This is a genomic window from Roseovarius sp. THAF9 (assembly GCF_009363715.1).
GTDB lineage: Bacteria > Pseudomonadota > Alphaproteobacteria > Rhodobacterales > Rhodobacteraceae > Roseovarius.
This window is the reverse complement of sequence record NZ_CP045404.1, coordinates 1,622,023-1,642,320: the sequence shown is the minus strand read 5'-3', so window position 1 is coordinate 1,642,320 and position 20,298 is coordinate 1,622,023. Positions and strand designations below refer to the sequence as shown.

The 20,298-nt window shown below is 63.1% G+C and carries 14 protein-coding genes; 1 reads left to right on the top strand and 13 read right to left on the bottom strand.

All coding sequences use genetic code 11. The annotated features are described in order from the left end of the window. Nucleotides 1–65: 65 nt before the first annotated feature. A complete protein-coding gene (locus FIU86_RS08110; protein ID WP_172977467.1) occupies nt 66–5,786 on the bottom strand; it encodes a tandem-95 repeat protein in 5,721 nt (1,906 codons plus the stop codon). 1,010 nt (nt 5,787–6,796) lie between these two features. Here FIU86_RS08110 and FIU86_RS08105 point away from each other — a divergent pair. Further along, nucleotides 6,797–7,177, top strand: a complete 381-nt coding sequence (locus FIU86_RS08105; protein WP_152474618.1) for a hypothetical protein — start codon at nt 6,797–6,799, stop codon at nt 7,175–7,177. A 69-nt stretch (nt 7,178–7,246) separates the two neighbouring features. Here the strand turns inward: FIU86_RS08105 and FIU86_RS08100 are convergent, their stop codons facing one another. From FIU86_RS08100 to FIU86_RS08040, 12 genes are all read right to left on the bottom strand, one after another. Further along, a complete protein-coding gene (locus tag FIU86_RS08100) occupies nt 7,247–8,140 on the bottom strand; it encodes a helix-turn-helix transcriptional regulator (RefSeq protein WP_152474617.1) in 894 nt (297 codons plus the stop codon). Nucleotides 8,141–8,195: 55 nt separating this feature from the next. After that, on the bottom strand, nt 8,196–9,008 hold the full coding sequence (locus FIU86_RS08095; protein WP_254704005.1) for a substrate-binding domain-containing protein: 813 nt from the start codon (nt 9,006–9,008) through the stop codon (nt 8,196–8,198). Between the two features lie 31 nt (nt 9,009–9,039). Next, entirely contained in the window at nt 9,040–9,795 is a 756-nt protein-coding gene (locus tag FIU86_RS08090) for an ATP-binding cassette domain-containing protein (RefSeq protein WP_152474615.1), read from the bottom strand. Then, nucleotides 9,788–10,495 (bottom strand): ABC transporter permease, encoded by a 708-nt coding sequence (locus tag FIU86_RS08085; protein ID WP_368373157.1) that lies wholly within the window; start codon nt 10,493–10,495, stop codon nt 9,788–9,790. The genes FIU86_RS08090 and FIU86_RS08085 overlap by 8 nt, the downstream gene beginning before the upstream one ends. Before the next feature lie 716 nt (nt 10,496–11,211). Further along, nucleotides 11,212–12,060: an ABC transporter permease gene (locus FIU86_RS08075; RefSeq protein ID WP_152474613.1), complete on the bottom strand. Its 849-nt coding sequence runs from the start codon at nt 12,058–12,060 to the stop codon at nt 11,212–11,214. A gap of 3 nt (nt 12,061–12,063) precedes the next feature. Then, nucleotides 12,064–12,921 carry an ABC transporter permease gene (locus FIU86_RS08070; protein ID WP_152474612.1) on the bottom strand — a complete coding sequence of 286 codons (858 nt, stop codon included), beginning with the start codon at nt 12,919–12,921 and terminating at the stop codon, nt 12,064–12,066. Further along, nucleotides 12,921–14,012, bottom strand: a complete 1,092-nt coding sequence (locus tag FIU86_RS08065; protein WP_152474611.1) for an ABC transporter ATP-binding protein — start codon at nt 14,010–14,012, stop codon at nt 12,921–12,923. The genes FIU86_RS08070 and FIU86_RS08065 overlap by 1 nt, the downstream gene beginning before the upstream one ends. A gap of 58 nt (nt 14,013–14,070) precedes the next feature. Further along, entirely contained in the window at nt 14,071–15,135 is a 1,065-nt protein-coding gene (locus FIU86_RS08060; protein WP_152474610.1) for an extracellular solute-binding protein, read from the bottom strand. A gap of 149 nt (nt 15,136–15,284) precedes the next feature. Then, nucleotides 15,285–16,430 carry an iron-containing alcohol dehydrogenase gene (locus FIU86_RS08055; RefSeq protein ID WP_152474609.1) on the bottom strand — a complete coding sequence of 382 codons (1,146 nt, stop codon included), beginning with the start codon at nt 16,428–16,430 and terminating at the stop codon, nt 15,285–15,287. Between the two features lies 1 nt (nt 16,431). Next, a complete protein-coding gene (locus tag FIU86_RS08050; protein WP_152474608.1) occupies nt 16,432–17,811 on the bottom strand; it encodes an aldehyde dehydrogenase family protein in 1,380 nt (459 codons plus the stop codon). A 2-nt stretch (nt 17,812–17,813) separates the two neighbouring features. Beyond that, on the bottom strand, nt 17,814–19,178 hold the full coding sequence (locus FIU86_RS08045; RefSeq protein WP_152474607.1) for a glutamine synthetase family protein: 1,365 nt from the start codon (nt 19,176–19,178) through the stop codon (nt 17,814–17,816). Nucleotides 19,179–19,241: 63 nt separating this feature from the next. Then, on the bottom strand, nt 19,242–20,279 hold the full coding sequence (locus tag FIU86_RS08040) for a TRAP transporter substrate-binding protein (protein WP_152474606.1): 1,038 nt from the start codon (nt 20,277–20,279) through the stop codon (nt 19,242–19,244). Nucleotides 20,280–20,298 lie beyond the last annotated feature (19 nt).

Here is a 20,298-nt window from a genome sequence, read left to right as displayed (position 1 = left end):
CAGCCCCCGCAACCGATTCCATCATGTGACCGGCCCCGGAAAAGGGCCGGTCGGCTGCAAAGCTGTTACTTGACCAGAAGCCGGGCTTCGTGCTTCTTCAGGGACCGGCGTGCGGCGGTGTAAGCCTTGAGGCCCTCTGCCTGCGACAACTCGGGGAAGAGCTCGAAGATCTCGCTGCGCTGCGCATCGCCCATCGCGTCAAGCACCGTATCGCCGGGCTGGAAGCTTTCGGTCCAGGCGCCGTTGGACAACACCACCTCGTGTTGGTCGAACATGAAGTGGATGTAGCTGACCGAGCTGGCCTCGACCGAGGTCACACCTTCCATGCCGGTGAGGTGCTTGGCGGCTGCCAGAACCTCGCGGTCCTCGAAGTAGAGCGCCGACTTCTCGTTGTTGATCAGCAGGCGGTGCTGCGGCGAGACCATCATGTCACGTTCCGGCAGGCCGTGGCCCAGCGAACCCGCACGGATCAGGACCGGCTGCAGATGCGGCGCGCTGACCAGCTCCTGCCCCGACAGATCGCGGCGGCCCACCCAACGGATCTCTTGCAGACCGTTGTCGCGGGTGATGATCCGGTCCCCTTCCCGAAGTTCTTCGACCAGGCGCTCGCCTTGCGGCGTGGCGATGACCGTCCCCGGCGTGAAGCAGGGGATGATGTCCTCGATCTCGGTGAAGGTCAGCGTGCCTTCGACATTGCCGCTGGCATCCAGGAAGTTGACCTGGCCGGTAAAGCTGTTGCCGTCCGGGTCGTTCGGCGTGGTGAGGTCCAGCGGGGTGACGCCGTCGCTTTCGACGATCTCGAACCGGCCCATCCCTTGCAGGTAAAGCTGGTCGTTCTCGTTGTCTGTCGTCGGATCGTTGTCGCCATCCTCGGTGCCACCGTCGATTTCGTCGCCGAAGGCTTCCTCGCGTTCGTCAAAGCGGAACTCGTCCGAACCTGCATCGCCTTCCAACGTGTCGGCGCCTTGACCACCAAGGATGGTGTCACGTCCGTTGCCGCCCACGATGCTGTCGTCATCGACACCGCCGTCCAGGAAGTCACTGCCGCCGCCACCGAAGATGGTGTCGTCGTCGTCCTGGCCATAGACCGTGTCGTTGCCGGCCCCTGCTTCGATAAGATCACGGCCGTTATTCTCGTCCGGGTCGGGGCCAAAGCTGCCGCCATCCGGTGCATCGGGAATATCGGTTCCGTCGAAGGGCACGACAGCCGGGTCGAGACCACCGTAGATAAGGTCGTCCCCTGCCCCTGACGAGATCGTGTCGTTGCCTTCGCCGCCGACGATCGTGTCGTCACCGAAGAGCGTCGTGATCTCGTCGTCGTCGATCCCGGCGTCGATGAGGTTGTCACCGGCGCCCGCGTTGATTGTGTCGTTGTCGTCGCCTGTGGTAATCGTGTCATTGCCAGATCCCGTTGTGACCAGATCGCGGTCGTCGTCGGGATCAGCATCCGCGGGAACCGGCGGAACCGGCCCGTATCCGGGGAAACCTTCGTCAGGCAGAGACAGAACATTGTCTGAAGACGTGTCGATCAGGTTGTCGCCGTTGCCGCCATCGACAGTGTCAGATCCGTCACCGGCATCAACCGTGTCGTTGCCCGGGCCGGTGTCGATCATGTCGTCGCCGTCGCCGCCGTCAACGCTGTCGTCGCCTGCGCCGGTTTCCACGTCGATCGGGCCGTCGGCTTCCTCGGCGTCGATGATGTCATCGCCGCTGCCGGTGATGATGCGCTCGATCTCCTCGAAGGTGATGTCGGGCGTATCGTCGGCATCGAGGCCGTTGGCGGTGCCGTCCTCGGGATCGGCGTCTTCCAGGATGACGGTCAGATCGTCGGTCTGGTTTCCGAGGTTCAGGATGTCGCCCTCGTCGCCGTTTTCCGGGCCGTCGGGGTTGCCGTCGGTGCCGTCCGAGCCGCCGTCAATGGTGGCGTCGATATCCGCTGCCGGGTCGGTGCCGTCGACGGTGAACTCGTCGTCGCCGGTGCCGCCCGAGGCTTCGTCCTCGCCGCCCACGGCGATGTCGTCATCGCCCTGACCGCCGTTGAGCGTATCGGTGCCGTCGCCGCCCGCAAGGGTGTCGGAGCCGTCACCGCCATCGACGCTGTCGTCGCCATTGGCGCCGGTGATTTCATCGTCGCCGGTGCCTCCATCGACCGTGTCGTCGCCTTCGCCGGCGTCGATGATATCGTCGCCGCCATTGCCGAAGATGGTGTCGTCGTCACCGTCGGCGCCGTCGATCTGGTCACCCTCAACGTCCGTGTAGCCGGGGGTCATGACCTCGCCGGTGTCGGCGCCGTCGACCGGGCCGATCACGTCCGTCACCTCGACCGAGATCTGTCCAGTGTCGGTCAGGCCGTTTCCGTCGGAAATCGTGTAGGTGATCGTCGCCTCGCCCACGAAGGCCGGTGCCGGGGTGAAGGTCACTTCGTCATCGGTGTAGCTGACGGTGCCCTGGCTGGCCGGAACGCTGGCGTTGATGATGCGGATCGGGTCGCCATCGGGGTCGCTGTCATTGACCAGCGGCATGACCGTGACGGCCGTCCCCTGCGGCGTGGAGCCGCCATCGTCGTTCTCGGCGACAGGCGCGTCGTTGACCGGGCCCACGTTGACCAGCGCGGTGCCGGTGTCGGTGCCGCCCTGCCCGTCGCTGACGGTATAGGTGAACTCGACCGGGCCGTTATAGTTCTCGGCCGGGGTGAGGGTCACGGTACCGTCGCCGTTCAGGACCACCTCGCCAAGCGCCGGGTCGATCGGGTCGACCGCGGACACGACCAGCGAATCGCCGTCGACATCGGTGTCGTTGGCGGCCGGATTGAAGGTGATCGGCGTGTCCTCGTCGGTGTTCTCGATATCGTCCACCGCGACCGGGTCATCGTTGACCGGCGTCACGGTCACGTCGATCTCGGCGCTGTCGGTGCCGCCATTGCCGTCGGTGATCGTGTAGCTGATCGTCGCATCGCCGTTGAAGTTATCGGCGGGGGTAAAGACGATCTCGGTGTCGTTGAAGGTGACCGAGCCCTGGTCGGAAGGAACATTGGCGCCGGTGATGGTAAGCGTGTCGCCATCGGGGTCGGTGTCGTTGTCCAGCGGCGTCAGGGTGATCGCCGTGTCCTCGGGCGTGGTGGCGACGTCGTCGACTGCGTCGGGCGCGTCCTGCACCTCGCCCACATTAACCAGAACCGAGCCGGTGTCCGACGCGCCGTCGGGGTCCTCGACCGTGTAGGTCAGCTCGACCGGGCCGTTATAGTTCTCGGCCGGGGTGAAGGTGACGGTACCGTCGCCGTTCAGGACCGCGCTGCCCTGCGTGGGATCGGTGACAGTGACCGAGGTCACGGTCAGCGGGTCGCCATCCGGATCGTTGTCATTGTCCGCCGGGTTGAAGGTGACGGATTGGTCTTCCAGCGTCGAAACGGTGTCGTCCACCGCTTCGGGCGCGTCGTTGATGTTGTTCACCGTGACGGCGATCTCGGCGGTGTCGGTGCCGCCATTGTCGTCGGTGATCGAGTAGCTGATCGTCGCCTCGCCAAAGAAGTCCTCGGCCGGGGTGAACTCGATCTCGGTGTCGGTGAAGGTCAGCGTGCCCTGATCGGACGGGACCGAGGCCGCGGTGATGCGCAGCGTGTCGCCATCGACATCCGTGTCGTTGTCCAGCGGCGTGATCGTGACGGTGGCTTCCTCGTCCGTGGTCGCCACGTCGTTGACCGCGTCCGGTGCGTCATTCACCGGAGCGACGTCGAACGTGATCGTCGCGGTCGAGGTTTCGCCCGAAGGATCGCTGACCGTGTAGCTGACGCTGTCGGTGCCGTTGAAATTCTCGTCCGGCGTGTAGGTGTAGGTGCCGTCGCCATTGTCGGTCAGCGTGCCATTGGCCGGCGTGCCGATGCTGTCGACGGTCAGCGGGTCGCTATCCGGGTCGGTGTCGTTGGCGGTGGGATTGAAAGTGACGGTGTCGTCCTCGTCCACCGGAACGGTGTCATCGACCGCGGTCGGCGCCTCGTTCTGGGGATCGGTCAGGATCGTCTCGATCTGGCTGAATTCCAGGACCGAGCCGTCGGCGAAGGTCACGGTGCCGGCGCGCGCGCCGTCGTCCGAGCCGTCTGCCGCGTCGGTGATGGTCAGCTGGCCGGTGCCGCGCAGATCCAGCGTATCGTTGTCCAGCGTGTCGTCCGGGCCGTTGCCGCCGGTGATGGTGTCGCCATCGGCATCGGAAGTGCTGGAGACGATGAAGGTGTCGTCGCCGCCTTCACCATAGATCTCATCCGCGCCTTCGGCGCCGGTGATGACATCGTCACCGCCTTCACCGTCCTGATCGGGGTCGAAGCCGGTGTCGAAATACATGTCGGTGATGTGGATGCCCGAATTGCCCGAGCCGTCCTGCGTGTGCTCGACCACCACGCGCGACACCGGGCCCGCGATCGAGACCTGAACGGTCGCGTCGGGATCGTTGACGTTCTGGTAGGGGCCCGCATCGGCGGTGTTGCCGTCGATGGTGATGTCGCTGCCGCCTTGCAGGACAACATCGATCGGGTTGTTGTCGGCGTCGAAGGCGGTCACGGTCACGAAGCCGTCACCGTCAAGGTCATTGATATTGAAATCAAGGTTCCCGACGGCTTCGGAAAACGCCCACTGGAATTCACCGGTGTTGCCCTGGCCACCGGTCTCGGAAAAGAGGGAGCTGTTGGTGTCTATCGACTCGCCGCCGGTGTCGATGCCAGACGTGTTCAGCGGCGTGCTGTTGTCGATGTCGCTTGCATGGTTACCCGTGTCCTCGGTGCGGGTGTAGGTCACGTTCACGCTGCCGGTGTTCTGGGTCACGGTGCTGTCGGCCTGCCGGCCGGTCACGTGATCCCAGTTGAAGCTCTCGCGCGCGCCGGTGAAGCTGCCGCCAGCGCCGTCGTCACCATAGATGGTGTCGTTGCCGCCTTCACCGTTGATCGTGTCGTCGCCGCCGTTGCCGAAGATCAGGTCGGCGTCGTTGGTGATGATGTCGCCGCCCTGGTCGGTGGGCGCGTTGGAGTCGTCATAGCCGAGGTCCATATCCTCGCCGAAATCCTCGCCGTCGACCGCGCCATCGGGCGCAGCATTGGAGGACTCGTAAAGGGCGACATAGTCGATGGAGCCCTGGAATTCCTTGTCATAGACCGAGTCGTCGCTTTCGCGCGCGCCGAAGCTGAATTCCTCGTCGTCATTGTCGGTCAGGTCAAAGGTAAGGCCGGTCTCGTCGCTCTCGATCGTCTCGGTGTTGCCGGTGGTCAGGTTCTCGACCGTCAGGGTGGCGCCGGTATCGACATCGAAGGAATACTTAACGTTGACGTGGTCACCGGGTTCGAAAAACCCCGTGGAGGTCGAGAGCGTGGCAACCGCGTCACCGTTGTCCGTGTTGTGGTAGGTCTGAACCTTGCCGTCCTGGGTGACGCGGATCTCGAAGAAGCCTTCGTCATGGGCGTCGATGTGCTTTTCGCCGCGCGACAGGATCACGTCCTCGGATGTGCCCGAGTGCGCATCCTGCGTGAACTGCGTCTCGATGGTGCCCCGGTCCAGGTTGAATTGGTCGTCATCGGCAGACGAGTTCGGGTCGGCTTTGACATCGAGCACGGTGGGGTGCGAGTTGGTCCCCCCTCCGACGATCAGCTTGTCGTCGGAAAAGCTGACATTGATGGCGTTGCCATCGCCGTGGGTGGCGTCCTGGGCGACACCGTCATCCAGCCCGGTGTCTTTCTTTTCGGCACCGCTTTTGAAATCCCAAAGACCAATCAGGCCAGTTACCGAACTCGGATCAAAATTCGACATCGTCTTCTCCATTCAACATCACCGCACATGCGGCGACGCCTTACCAAAACCATTCCCAAAGCCGGCGACGTGACGGCCAGGGGCAACCTGCACGAACCTCAAATATCAGGAGGGAAAGGCCCGCTTACCACGCGGGAACGTCGCGGAGTTCACGCTCCGCATCCTATTGCTATCAGTCAGCTACCGAAGCAGCCCGACGATCGCACCTCTCCGCACCTTAATGATGCGTTTCGTGCGGTCGCCCCCGTGACCTACAGACATCGCCCCCCAGTTGGGCTGAGTTCGTTCTAAGAGACGCGGCGTGCGACAGAAAGCGAAATTTGTCGAAAAACTGTCAGTGCAATTTAGAGAAAAGCCCGTTGAAACAGCGAATTAAGGCAGGCCGACACACACGTTTTACGAGATTGTTTCCGCGCTCCGATCGGCGGGTATTCGCGCAAACCCTTGAACAAAAGGGGTGCGCGGTTTTTTGCCGATCAGAATTGCAATTTATAGTAGAGCTCTGTTTCCAAAAGTGGAGGGAACGGCACCCGTTTGAATTGTGGCGAGATTTGGACGACCCCTGCCAAAAGTTATTTCTTTACCATGCGTCAATCCCGGCCGTTTCCGGGGTATTATTTCGCAAACGGAAACTGTGTCGCCACATTTCAAGCGAATCGACGCAGATTTGACTCAAAATCAGAGGTCGAGTCACAGTGGCGTCCCGCACGCAAGGCTGCGCCCTGTGCTCTGAACGGACCTCGGCGGCGAAAGATGGCCCGACTTTGCCGAAAAGAAGACAAACAAGCTTACCGCTCTGCCACACCCCGCGCGCCCTGCCGCGTCCAGGTGCCGGCCAAGACTGCGTCGAGACGCGGCTTGACCGGCGTGGAAGCTTCGGCGTTCTTTTTTTGCCGCGGTGAAGGAACTTGTCCAAGTTGCGGCGCGTTCGGCGTGTAAGGGTTTACGTTCGAGTGCGTGCTGCATGGGACGGTTAAACCTAGAATGTACTGACCGATTGGGAGTGAGTAATGACCTTTAGCAAAACCTTTCTTAAATCCACATCCGTTCTGGGCCTTGTCGTCGCTCTGTCGACACCGGCCTATGCAATGACCTGCGCCGAATTCAATGAGATGGACAGCGCCGGCCAAATGGATGCCTTTGATGGCATGGGCGGTCGCGAGATGCTGCGCGATGAAGCCGTCGGCGCCGACGAGTCTGCAGATACCGACGCAGCGAGCGCGACCAACGAGCTGGGCGACCCCGACGACGACATTGGCGGACGCGCGGCAGCCCGCGCCGCAGCCACCGGCTCGGACGAAGAGTTGATAGTCGTGCTGAAGGAAGAGTGCGAGAGCAACCCCGACATGGACATGGCATCGCTGTTCCGGGACGAAGACGAATCCAAGTAACACGCGACAGGTGTGAACAAAGCTGGCGGCCTGCATCACTGCGGTCGCCAGTTTTTTATGTGTGGCGCGCTACGCGTTCCACAGAACGGTACCCAGACCCTGCGTGTCGTAGCCGTCTTGAGTGCGGGCGCGCTCGTGAAAGGCGTCTGTTTGGCAGAACGCAAGAAGTGATTGCATCGGCGTCTCGAACCAGGCCTTGCGGTCGACCAGCAGCGCAAATTCTTCTTCGATCACCGGCACGAACTCCAGCCCGTAACTGTGCGCCACGCCCTCCAGCCCGAAGGTGACATCGGCGGCGCCACGTCGCACCGCCTCGACCGCCTCGTCTTCAGTGCGGGCGACATCGGCCAGATCTAGCGCGCCCAGGTCCAGCCCGTCCCGCGTGGCCAAGTTCCGGAATAGCCTGTCGGTCCCCGACCCCGCCTGCCGCGGCACCAGCCGAAGGCAGGCAATATCGCTCAGGCCCGCGGGCGCGCGCCCGTCAGGCCGGATGACCAATCCGCGCCGCCGCTTGGCGAAGAGCACAAGCACCGCGTCCTGCAGTGCGGCGGATTTCGACACGGCGCTCACGTTCCAGGTATCACGCATCGGGTCGTGCAGGTGAAGCCCCGCCGCCACGCCTTCGCCCGCAACGAAGCGCTGCAATCCGTCAAGCGAGCCGTCATGGAACGTGGCGAGTCCGCAGCGCGATTGGCGGATGGCCCAATCCAGCAAGGGATCGTGACTGCCCAGCATGATTGGCGGGCGCGGCTCGGCCGGGCGCGCGGACCCGCCGCCAGACTGCGCCTGTTCTATCCAGTCGCGGATCTCGTTTGCGGGGAATAGCAGCTTGCCCGTGGCGCGCGAACACGGCACGGCCCCCGACGCGGCGAGGTCATAGACCTTGCGTTCTTTCAGGCGCAACAGCTCGGCCAGTTCCTTGACGGTCAGGTATTCGTGGTCTGGAAAATCAAGTTCGGACATGGCGCCTGGATCTGGATATCGAGGCGGCGGGTGCACCACCGCCCCGACACGTCTATCAGTTTTCCGGCGCGTTGGGGAAGAACAGTTGCTGATCGGCCACCTTGTAGGCCGCGATCGCCTCCTGCCCCTGGTCCGAGACCAGCCAGTCGGCAAAGGTCTGTGCGGCGTCCACGTTCACGCTGGGGCATTTCTCGGGATTGACCGGGATCACGCCGTACTGGTTGAACATATCCTCGTCGCCCTCGACCTGAATCGCGTAATCCTGCTTGTTGTCGAAGCTGATCCAGGTGGCGCGGTCGGTCATGACATAGGCGCCCATGCCGATGCCGGCATTGAGCGTGGCCCCCATGCCCGAGCCCGTCTCGCGGTACCAGTCGCCACTGGCCGCGGTCGGATCGACGCCGCTGTCGGACCAGAGCGCCATTTCCTTCTTGTGGGTGCCGCTGTCGTCCCCGCGCGAGGCGAAGAGTGCGCCCGCCTCGGAGATCTTGGACATTGCGCCCTGCACATCGTGCATGCCGCCCACGCCCGCCGGGTCCTCGCCCGGGCCGACGATGACGAAGTCGTTATACATCAGGTCCGTTCGCGCGGTGCCGAAGCCCGCCTCAACGAATTTCTCCTCGGACGGTTTGGCATGCACCAGCAGCACGTCGCCATCGCAATTCTCGGCGTTCTTGATCGCTTGACCTGTACCGACGGCCACGACGTTGACCTGTATGCCCGTCTTGTCCTGGAAGATCGGCAGCAGGTGGTCATAGAGCCCCGAGTTCGCCGTCGAGGTCGTGGATTGCACGATGATCGACTGATCCTGCGCGGAAGCGCCGCCCGTGACGGCAAGCGTGATCGCGGCCGCTCCGAATATTTTCATATGCATGATGGTCCGTTCCTTGGTTGGTCGTTCAAACGACAATCTTGCCGTTCAGGTAATCCCGCGCGGCCTGACTCTGCGGCTGGCGGAAAAAGTCGTGGGCCCGGTTGTGTTCGGCAATCCGGCCCTGGCTGAGGAACAGGATGTCGTCGGCCATGCGCCGCGCCTGCCCCATGTCATGGGTTACGAAAACGATGCGCACACCGCGCGCGCTGGCCTCCCTGACGATCTGCTCGATGGCCAGAACCGACGCCGGGTCGAGGCTGGCGGTGGGTTCGTCGAGAAAAAGCACCTCGGGGTCGGCGGCCAATGCACGGGCCAGCGCCAGACGCTGCGCCTCGCCGCCCGAAAGCAGGCGGGCGGGCTGATTTGCCTTGTGGGCCAGGCCGACGTGATCGAGAAGGGCCGCGGTGCGCGCACGGTCCTTGCCGCGTACTTTCAAAACGAAGTCGACGTTGGCGGAGACCGAGCGCCGGAGCAGCACCGGCTTTTGAAAGACCAACGCCTGTCTGGCGGTGACGTCGCGCGGCCCCTGCCCGCGCCAGTCGATGCTGCCCGTCGTCGGGGGGATCAGCCCGTGCAACAGCTTCAACAGCAGGCTCTTGCCCGATCCGTTCGGGCCCACGACCATCGTGCAGCCAGAGGGGCCGAGATCGAAGCTGACCCCGTCGAGCACACTCGACGCCCCGAAGCGCAGGCCAAGGTCGCGCACCGCCAGCGGCAGGATCGCCGCAGGGCGCGCGGGCGGGGCGATGTCCCGGCTGAGAGGGATCGCAGCATCAGACATAGGCTTGCCGTGCGGCCGTCATGCGCACCGATTGCACGGCGGCGTTGACGCCAAGCGCGATGACCAGAAGGATGATGCCGAGTGCGAGTGCAAGCGCCAGATCGCCCTTGGAGGTTTCAAGCGCGATTGCCGTGGTCATCACCCGCGTCAGGTGGTCGATATTGCCGCCGACGATGATGACAGCGCCCACTTCCGCCACCGCTCGGCCAAAGCCCGCGAGCCCCACCGTCAGCAGCGAATAGCGCGCGTCCCAGAGAAGTGCCTGCACGGTCTGCAGTTTCGTCAGGCAGAGCGAGCGGAACTGCTCGGCATATTCGGCGTGCAGGTCTTCCAATACCTGCCGCGACAGGGCCGCCACGATAGGCGCGATCAGGATAGTCTGCGCGATGATCATGGCGGTGGGCGTATAGAGCAGCCCGAGGAACCCCAAGGGGCCGGAGCGCGACAGGTGAAGATAGACCAGCAGCCCCACCACCACAGGCGGCAACCCCATCAGCGCATTCATCACGATCAGCACGGCATTGCGCCCGGGAAACCGCCCGGTGGCCACCAGCGCTCCGATCGGCAGTCCGATCAGGCAGGCCAGCGCCGTCGCGGTCAGGCTGACGCGCAGCGACAGCAGCACGATCTCGATCAGGTCGGCATCGCCCGACAGGACGAGATCGAAAGCGAGGGCAAACGCATCTCCCATAGACTGCAAAATTTCCCGTTTTGCAAATTTTTCGCTGCGGGCAACGTACGCGAAACAGCACAGGAAGTTCAAGGCCAAGTAGGAAATATCTCATGAGAGACCTGTCATTCCGAATCGCTTTCCCGCACGTCGCAGTGAGTTACTGCAAAATTTCCCTGACAAACATCCCACCGGAGGTCTGCGCGGCGCTCGAAGACGCTTATTGCCCCGTTCACAAGAATGACTGGAGAATTCGCCATACGGACGCTCCTCTGACCACAGCCACCGCGCCCAAAGCCGAGCGAGGCGCGTCGGTTGGGTCCGGACCGCGCCCCAAAAGCGCGTATTCTGCGGACGTCGCTGGTACCCAATGCCGGACTCGCACCGGCACGGTATCATGACCGGGGGATTTTGAAGTCTCGCGAAATTTCTCAAAAATAATGGGTTAGCGAGCTCTATTCCCACCAACATTCCGCCTATACGCTGTTCTATCTCAAGGGCGTACTTCCCAAGGGCATCGGACAGGACTATCGCAGCTGGGTGCCGTTCTTTCTGATCCAGGTTGCGGTGCTTATCCTGTTCGCCCTGGCGCCAGAGGTCGTGACATTTCTGGTCGAGGCGCTGACCGTAAGATCCCAGTGGTCCACCTGGCCTAAAGCGTTTCGCCGAGCACTGAGTGGCTTGAGAGGTACGGCCCTCAACCGCCGGGTATCGCCCGATGCGCAATGAGATGGCGGACAAGCCCCCTATCTGCGTTGGAACAGGATCACGACAAGCGCCAGCAGCGATGAGCCCAGCATCAACAGCAGGGAAACCGCATTGAGGAGCGGCGTCGAGCCTTCTTTCAGGCGGTCGAACATGGCGATGGTCAGGGGCGCGTCGGAGCCGACCAGCATGAGCGTGGTGTTGAAATTCTCGAAGCTCATCAGGAAGGCCACCACCACCGCGCCGACCATGGCGGGCATTAGGAACGGGATGGTGATCGTGCGCACCGCCGTCAAGCGCGTTGCCCCTAGGTTCAGCGCGGCCTCTTCCAGCGTGCGGTCGAATTTTTGCAGCCGGGCCGTGATGACCAGCGTGGCGATGGTGGTGATAAAGGAGAATTGCCCGAGGATCACCAGTAGCAATCCCGGGCGTAGCGCCTGAATGTCGACCTGCGCCGCGTTCCAGATTCCGTTGGCCAGCGTCGAGGAGAAGACGAGGATCGAGATGCCCAGCACGATCCCGGGAATGACCAGTGGCAGCAGCATCAGGACATAAAGCGCGCCCTTGCCGCGGAAATCGTAGCGGTTGAACAGGAAGGCGTTCGTGGTGCCGACGCTCACCGACAGAACCGCGACGCAGGTCGCGACGAAGGCTGAGGTGCCAACGGAACGCAGGATGCCGCGTTCGTGGAAAACGCCGATCTGGGGGCGATCCTCGCCAAAGAACCAGTTCCAGGTGAAGCCTTCCCAGGGCAGAGACGGAAACTGGCTGTCGTTGAAGGCGAAGACCGCGACGACGGTCAGGGGCAGCGCGAGGTATAGGAAGAACAGCAGGACATAGCCGCCGTAGAGGACGCGAAAGCTGCGGGATCGGGGAATGGTCGGGATCATGGCCTACCCCATCGTTTCCTGCAGGGTGCGGCCCGTCAGGCGCAGCATCCCCCAGACGATCACCGAGGACAGCACCAAGAGCATGAAGCCGAAGGCCGCGCCCAGCTCCCAGTTGGAGCGGACGATGAACTGGTTGTAGATCATCTCGGTGAACCACAGGCTGTCCTTGCCGCCCAGCATGGTTGGGGTGAGATAATTGCCCAAGCTGAGCATGAAGACCACGATGCAGCCCGACACGATGCCCGGCATGGCGTGGGGGATGATGATCTCGCGCAGGACGGACAGGCCATTGCCTCCGAGGTCATAGCCTGCCTCCACCACGCTGTTGTCGAGGCTTTCCAGCGTCGTGACCAGCGGGACCACCATGAAGAGCATCGAAGTATAGACCAGCCCCACCATCATGGCCGCATCGTTATAAAGCATCTCGACCGGCTGATCGGCCAGCCCCGCCCATTGCAGCAGGTTGGAGATGAGGCCGGTCTCGCGCAGCAGGATCATCCAGCCGAAGGTGCGCACCAGTTCCGAGACGTAGAACGGGATCAGGCAGAGCATGAACAGCACCTGTTGCAACCGCCCCCTTGCCATCTTGGCGATGTAATAGGCCACCGGGAAGGCGATCAGCAGGGTGATGCCCGTGGCCAGCACCGACATCACCGCCGTGCGCCAGAAGGTGCGCAGGTAAAGCGGCTCGGTCAGGGCCTTGTCGTATTGCATCAGGCTGGGCTCGTAGACGCCGAAACTGATGCGTTCGCGCAGCGAGATCATCAACATGTCAATATGCGGGATGACGATCAGCAGCCCCAGCCAAAGCAACAGCGGCGTCAGCAGCAGGATGAACCCGATCCGGGTCTCGGCGCGCATCAGGCGGCCCCGGCAAAGCAGGTCGCCTGTGCCGCGCCCCAGCCGATATGCACCATGTCACCGCGCTTCAGGCTCGCGAATTCGCCGGTCTGGGGCAGCGTGACTTCGAGCGTTTCGCCGGCGTCGTCCTGTACCAGCACGCGCGAGGCGGCGCCGTTGAAAAGGATACTTGTCACCCTGCCCTGCAAGCGGTTGTCGAATTGCGACAACGCCTCGGCACTGGCGGCGAGGTGAACGGATTCGGGCCGCACGAAAATTTCGGCGGCGTCGCCCTTGGCCAGCGCCTCGGCCGCCGTCGCGCGCATGGCAAGGCCTGTATCGGTGCGCATCTCCAGCACCGCCCCTTCGACGCGGTCGATGCGCCCCGTCCAGCGGTTCGCCTCGCCGATGAAGCCGGCGACGAAAGGCGTGTCGGGCCGGTAATAAAGGTCCTGCCCCGTGCCGACCTGCTCGAACCGGCCAGCATTCATGACGGCGATCTGGTCGGACATGACCAGCGCCTCGGACTGGTCGTGGGTGATGTAGACGAATGTGGTGTCGAACGCGGCCTGAAGCGCTTTCAGCTCGATCTTCATATGCTCGCGCAGCTTGAGGTCGAGGGCCCCCAGAGGTTCATCCAGCAGCAGCACATCGGGTTCCAGCACCATGCAGCGGGCGATGGCCACGCGTTGCTTTTGCCCGCCCGACAGTTCATCGACCTTGCGCGAACCAATTCCCGGCAAGCCGATCCGGTCGAGCGCCTCGTCCACCTTGCGGGCGATCTGGGCCTTGGCCATGCCCTGACGCCGCAGACCGTAGCCGATATTGTCGGCGATGGTCATCATCGGAAAGAGCGCGAGGTGCTGGAACACCATGTTCACCGGGCGCTTGTTGGGGGGCGTGTCCAGAACCGTGCTACCCTTGATGCGAATGTCGCCCGAGGTCGGTTCCAGAAATCCGGCGATCATTCGCATGATCGTGGTCTTGCCACAGCCCGACGGGCCGAGGATCGAAAAGAAACTGCCCGGCGGCACGGAAAACGACACGTCGTCGACGGCGGTCGTGTCGCCGAAACGCTTTACCAGGTCGACGCATTCAAGATCAGGGGTCATGCAGGGGGCCGTTTGTTGGGCGGCACCCCGCAACAGGGTGCCGCATTTTGATGGGCGATCAGTTGGCGGCCTGAACGCGGTCCAGCACCTCGCCTTCGATGGCCTCCAGACCGGCGGGAACCGGCGGGTACCACTTGATGTTGTCGACGGCCTCAGGCGGGAAGCTGTCCTGATACTTGGCTTTCAGCGCGTCCTCGGCATACTCATCCGCACCGGCAGAGGCGGTGAAGTTGCCCGCCGCAGCCGTGATCTTTGCCGACACCTCGGGCTGCATCACGAAGTTGATCCACTCGTAGGCCACGTCGTCGGCCTGGCCCTTGGCGGGCAGAACGAACGTGTCGATCCAGCCAAGCGCGCCCGACTCCGGCGCGACGAAGGTTATGTCGGCATTGTCCTCGTTCAGCTTCCAGCCGCCGGTGTCCCATGCCATGGACGCCGTGACCTCGCCCGAGCGCACGAGGTTCATCAACTCGTCGCCGCCGCTCCAATAGGCTTTGACGTTGGATTTGCACTCGGTCAGCTTGGCTTCGACCTTTTCCATGATCTCTTTGTACTTGGCCTCGTCGCCATAGGCGGCGAACGGGTCCTCGCCCATGGCGAAGGCAAAGCCGATCAGGGTGGGACGCTTCAGGCGGTAAGACACCTTGCCTTCCAGCGCCGGGTCGCAGAGGTCGGTGTAGTCCTTGACCACGTCGCCCGCCTCGGCGGTGTTCATCACGAGGCCGGAGGTGCCCCAGACATGCGGCACGCCGTAGACTTCGCCGTTGACCGTGGTGTTGCCCTTGGTGGCTTCCAGCATTGAGGGGATGAAGAGCGACTCGTCGATTTTCGACAAGTCCATGGGTTTGTAGATGCCGAACTCCATCTGCGGGCCCATGATGCGGTCCTGCGAGGGCTGGGCGAGGTCGAATCCGCCGCCGCCCGTCGCGCGCAGCTTGGCGATCATTTCCTCGTTGTTGGACTTGGTGACCTCGACAGTGTGGCCGGTCTGTTCCTCGAACATCTCGACGACCTCGTCGGGCGCGTAGCCGCCCCAGGTCAGCAGGCGCAGCGTGTCTGCGGTGGCGGCCTGCGACAGGCCGAAGACGGCCAGGCAGGTTGTCGTGAGCAGTGTCTTTTTCATGGGTGTCCCCCTCTGATGGATGATTGTTGTCATGCAGGATGATCAGCATTGACCATTTGGTCAAACTCTTTGACGAGTGCGTGCCTTATCCCTGAGTTTCTTGACAGTTTCTTGTCAGGCCCCCTGCCCGCTCGTTTTTTCCTTTTGCGTCAAAGACAAGCCTCGAAAAGCTTGCGCGTGTTCTCGGCCGTCATCTCGATCGGGTTGCCGCCTGTCGACGGATCCCGCAGTGCCGCGTCGACCAGCGTGTCGAGGTCGGGGTCGGTCACGCCCAGTTCGGTCAGCGTCTTGGGGATGCCAAGGCTGTCGTTCAGCTGGTCCACGAAGGCGCAGAACCCATCGAAGCCGCCCTCGATGCCCAGATAGGCCGCCGCCGGGCCGAAACGTTCGCGGATCGCGGGTTCGTTGAATTGCAGAACGGCGGGCATGCAGACGGCGTTGGTCGTGCCGTGGTGGGTATGGTGATGCGCCCCGATGGGGTGGCTGAGTGCATGGATCGCCCCCAGGCCCTTTTGAAAGGCCGTGGCGCCCATGGCTGCCGCGCTCATCATGTTCGCCCGCGCTTCGATATCGGTGCCGTCGGCATAGGCCCGCGGCAGGTAGTCCTTGACCAGCCGCATCCCTTCCAGCGCGATGCCCTGGCTCATCGGGTGGTAGTGCGGGCTGGAATAGGCTTCGACGCAATGTGCAAAGGCATCAAGGCCGGTGCCCGCCGTGATCTGCTTTGGCATGCCCACCGTCAGCTCGGGGTCGCAGATGACGATTGCCGGCAACATATTGGGGTGGAAGATGATCTTTTTCTCATGCGTGGCCGAATTGGTGATGACCGAGGCGCGCCCCGTTTCCGAGCCGGTCCCGGCGGTGGTGGGCACGGCCACGATGGGGTGAATGCCATCGGGGTCAGCGCGGGTCCACCAGTCGCCGATATCCTCGAAATCCCAGATCGGGCGCGTCTGTCCGGCCATGAAGGCCAGCGTCTTGGCCAGGTCCAGCCCCGAACCTCCGCCAAAGGCGATGACGCCGTCGAAGCCGCCATCGCGGTAGAATTTCAGCCCCTCCTCGACATTCGCGTCCGAGGGGTTGGGATCGACCTCTGCAAAGATCGCGCGGCCCAGCCCGGCGGCCTCCATCAGGTCGAGCGTCTTGGTGGTGATGTCCATGGATTTCAGCCCCCGGTCGGTGACCAGAAGCGGTTTATTCATGCCCGCGGCGCGGCAGGCCTCGCCGATCTCGGCAATGCGCCCGGCGCCGAAGCGCATGGTGGTGGGATAGGACCAGTTTCCGGTAAGAGCCATGTCAGATCTTTCTCAAGTGGTAGGATTTGGGCCGCGTCAGGGCCTGGTAGGCGAGTTTCGACAGCCCCGCCCCCTTGCCGGTATCCTTGCAGCCGGTCCAGCACAAGGCGGGGTCGAGGTAGTCGCAGCGGTTCATGAAGACGGTGCCGGTCTCGATCCGGTCGCCGATGCGTTCCGCCGCCGCGCTGTCGCGTGTCCAGACCGAGGCGGTCAGGCCAAAGCGACTGTCATTCATCAGGCGGATCGCGGTGTCGTCATCGGGCACGGACATGATGCCGACAACGGGGCCGAAGGACTCGTCGCGCATCACCCGCATGTCGTGGGTGACATTCGTCAGCACCTGCGGCGTGACATAGGTGTTGGCGCCGTCATCGGCCTGCATCCGGTCGATATGCGCCGTAGCCCCGTCGTCCAGCGCCTCGGCAATCTGTGCGCGGACCTCGCGCGCGAAGCGGATATTGGCCATCGGGCCAAGTGTCGTCTCGGCCTCCATAGGATTGCCGAGTTTCTGCGCCTTGGCCCAGGCGACGGCCTTTTCGACGAAGCCGTCGAACAGGGGTTCAGCCACGTAGATGCGTTCGATCCCGCAGCAGCACTGGCCCGCGTTGAACATCGCGCCGTCCATCAGCCCGTCGACGGCGGCCTCGACGTCCGCATCGGCGCGCACATAGCCGGGATCCTTGCCGCCCAGTTCGGTCGAGACCGGCGTAAAGGTGCCGGCGGCGGCGCGTTCCATCGCCTGCCCGCCCCCAACCGAGCCGGTGAAATTCACGAAATCAATGTGGCGACCCGCGATCAGCGCGTCGGTCGTGTCGTGATCGATGACCACGTTCTGGAACACGTCCTTCGGCACGCCCGCCGCGTGCAGCGCCTCGGCCAGATGCTCGCCCACCTGCAAGGTTTGGCTGGCATGTTTGAGGATGACAGAGTTGCCCGCGATCAGCGCCGGCGCGACCGTGTTGATCGCCGTCATGTAGGGATAGTTCCACGGCGCCACGACAAGGACGACACCCCAAGGCACACGCTTGATAACGCGGCGGGCTGTGTCGCTGTCCTCGATCACGTCCTCGGCCAGACCTTCGGCGGCCACGTCGGCCATGTAACTCAGGCGTTCGCTAAAGCCGCCATATTCTCCGCCATAGCGCACCGGGCGGCCCATCTGATGCGCCAGCTCCTGTGCCATGCGGTCTGTGTCGGCCCCGATGATCTCATCGGCCTTGCGCAGGGCGGCCACACGCTCGGCCAAGGGCCTTGCGGCCCAGTCCGCCTGCGCCGCCAGGGCCTTGTCGGTGGCCGCCGCCGCCGCGTCGCGCGACAGCACATCGCGCGTGATATAAACCGATCCGTCGATCGGCGAGATCAGGTCAACCGTCTTGCTCATGCTCATGCCCTTTCAAATCCGCGCGCGATTTCCCAGTCGGTCACGACCGCGTCGAACGTCTCCTGCTCGACCTCGGCGGCACGGGTGTAGTGATCGACCACATCGTCACCCATCACCCGGCGCAGCATGTCGGAGCTGCGCAGCGTTTGCGTTGCGGCCCGCAGGGTGTGGGGCAGCATGGGCACATCGTCCATCTTGTAGACGTCGCCGGTGACAGGTGGCGACAGCTTCAGCCCCTCTTCGATACCGCACAGCCCGGCGGCCAGTTGCGCGGCGCAGGCGAGGTACGGGTTGATGTCCGAACCGGGCGTCCGGCATTCGATGCGCACGCCCTTGGTGCCATCCCCCACCAGCCGGTAACAGGCGGTGCGATTGTCGATGCTCCACGCGATCTTCGTGGGGGCGAAGGTGCCGGGCATCAGGCGCTTGTAGCTGTTGATGTAGGGCGCGAGGAAATAGGTGATGTCGGTGGAGTATTTCAACAGGCCCGCGACATAGCTTTTCAGCGTGTCGGACATGGTCAGATCGGCGTCCGCATCATAGAACGCGGGTGTGTCGCCCTTGAAAAGCGACTGGTGGATATGCGCGGCGGAGCCAACCTTGTCAACGTGCCACTTGGGCAGAAAGCTTGCAGCGTGCCCATGCTGGTTCGCGATTTCCTTCACGGCTTGCTTCGCGATCGTGTGGTGGTCGGCACACAGCATCGCCTCGGCATAGCGAATGTTCAGCTCTTCCTGCCCGGTCTCGGCCTCACCCTTGCTGTTCTCGACCGGCACGCCCGCCTCAAACAGCAGGTTTCGGATCGGACGCATGACATGCTCTTCCTTCGTGGTCTGGAAGATATTGTAGTCCTCGTTGTAGCCACTGATCGGCGTCAGGCTGCGATAGCCGTCGCGGCTGATCTCGTCGAAGGACTTCTCGAAAAGGAAGAATTCCAATTCGGTTGCCATCATCGGGGTGAAGCCCATCGCCTCGGCCCGCGCGATCTGTGCCTTGAGGATCTGGCGCGGGCTGTGCGGCACGGGCTCGTGCGTGTGATGGTCGATGATGTCGCACAGCACCAGCGCGGTGCCGTCGAGCCACGGCAGGCGGCGCAGCGTCGCGAGGTCCGGCTTCATGACGTAGTCGCCATAGCCCTTTTCCCACGAGGTCGCAGCGTAGCCGTCGGGCGTGGCCATCTCGAGGTCCGTGGCCAGCAGGTAATTGCAGCAATGGGTTTCCTCATGCGCAGACTCGAGGAAGTTCGAGACATGGAACCGCTTGCCCATGAGCCGCCCCTGCATGTCCACGAGGCAGACGAGGACCGTGTCGATCTCGCCTTTCGAGGCAAGCTTCTTGAGAGCGTCGAAGCTGAGATTGGCGGTCATGTGTGTTCTCCTTGAAATGAACGGAGCGCCTTGGGAAAAGGCGCTCCAGGTCTTTGGGCTGGCTTACTCGAAGTTGTAGGGCACGCCGGCCTGGTTGATGACCGAGTTGTATTCGCGGAAGATGCCGACGATCTTTTCGTGAACCTCGCCTTCCTGGGCGACTTCGTCCCAGAATTCCTTGGCGGCGTTCTCGACCTCGGCCCATTCGGACGCGGGCACCGAGCGCAGTTCCAGCTTGTCGCCATTGGCGCGCAGCGCGGCCTCGCCGCCCCAGTACCACTGGTTGCGATAGGTGTGGCCGGCCTCGACCCCGGCCATGACGACCGATTTCAGGTGATCGGGCAGTTCGGCCCAGCGTTCCTGGTTGGCGAACCAAGAGCCGATCCACGCGCCCGAGATGTTGTTGGTCAGGAAGTAGTCGGTCACGTCGGCCCAACCAACCGTGTAATCCTCGGTGATGCCCGACCAGGCCATGCCGTCAAGCTCGCCGGTCTGAACGGCGACCTCGGCGTCCTCGTAGGGGATGTTCACCGGCACGACGCCGAACTTGGCCAGGAACCGGCCCGCCGTGGGGAAGGTGTAGAGCTTCAGCCCGTCAAGGTCGTCGACCGAGGTGATTTCCTTCTTGGTGTTGAAGTTGCACGGGTCCTGCCCTGCCGCCGACAGCCATTGCACGCCAACCTTGCCGTATTCCTCGCGCCAGATATCGGCGAGGCCGTACTGGTTGAAGAGCACCGGCACGTCGAGGATGTGCTTGGTGGCGAACGGGAAATACCCGCCGAACATGCGCAGCGGCGTGGGCGAGGCCATCGAGTCGTCGTCCGAATGGACGCCGTCGATCGTGCCGCGCTGAAGTGCCTGGAACAGCTCACCGGTGGGGACGATCTGGTCTGCATAGAACAGCTCGATTTCCAGCTCGCCGTTGGCATTGGCGTTGATGTAGTCGATGGCCGGTTTGGTCACCTGTTCGCCAAGCGCGCTGCCGGCATAGGTCTGGAAGCGCCACTTGATCGCGCTCTGCGCCTTGACGATCGCAGGGGTTGCAAGCGTCGCCGGTACGGCCGCACCGGCCGCTCTCAGGAAATTACGTCTTGTCGTCATTGTTATACCCTCTCTGTTA

Bases quoted from the DNA above. Each gene is read 5' to 3' on its own strand.
- FIU86_RS08095 (WP_254704005.1), bottom strand. From the start codon at position 9,008: ATGAAAATATTCGGAGCGGCCGCGATCACGCTTGCCGTCACGGGCGGC.
- FIU86_RS08060 (WP_152474610.1), bottom strand. From the start codon at position 15,135: ATGAAAAAGACACTGCTCACGACAACCTGCCTGGCCGTCTTCGGCCTG.
- FIU86_RS08050 (WP_152474608.1), bottom strand. From the start codon at position 17,811: ATGAGCAAGACGGTTGACCTGATCTCGCCGATCGACGGATCGGTTTAT.
- FIU86_RS08075 (WP_152474613.1), bottom strand. From the start codon at position 12,060: ATGATCCCGACCATTCCCCGATCCCGCAGCTTTCGCGTCCTCTACGGC.
- FIU86_RS08105 (WP_152474618.1), top strand. From the start codon at position 6,797: ATGACCTTTAGCAAAACCTTTCTTAAATCCACATCCGTTCTGGGCCTT.
- FIU86_RS08090 (WP_152474615.1), bottom strand. From the start codon at position 9,795: ATGTCTGATGCTGCGATCCCTCTCAGCCGGGACATCGCCCCGCCCGCG.
- FIU86_RS08040 (WP_152474606.1), bottom strand. From the start codon at position 20,279: ATGACGACAAGACGTAATTTCCTGAGAGCGGCCGGTGCGGCCGTACCG.
- FIU86_RS08055 (WP_152474609.1), bottom strand. From the start codon at position 16,430: ATGGCTCTTACCGGAAACTGGTCCTATCCCACCACCATGCGCTTCGGC.
- FIU86_RS08070 (WP_152474612.1), bottom strand. From the start codon at position 12,921: ATGCGCGCCGAGACCCGGATCGGGTTCATCCTGCTGCTGACGCCGCTG.
- FIU86_RS08065 (WP_152474611.1), bottom strand. From the start codon at position 14,012: ATGACCCCTGATCTTGAATGCGTCGACCTGGTAAAGCGTTTCGGCGAC.
- FIU86_RS08045 (WP_152474607.1), bottom strand. From the start codon at position 19,178: ATGACCGCCAATCTCAGCTTCGACGCTCTCAAGAAGCTTGCCTCGAAA.
- FIU86_RS08100 (WP_152474617.1), bottom strand. From the start codon at position 8,140: ATGTCCGAACTTGATTTTCCAGACCACGAATACCTGACCGTCAAGGAA.
- FIU86_RS08110 (WP_172977467.1), bottom strand. From the start codon at position 5,786: ATGTCGAATTTTGATCCGAGTTCGGTAACTGGCCTGATTGGTCTTTGG.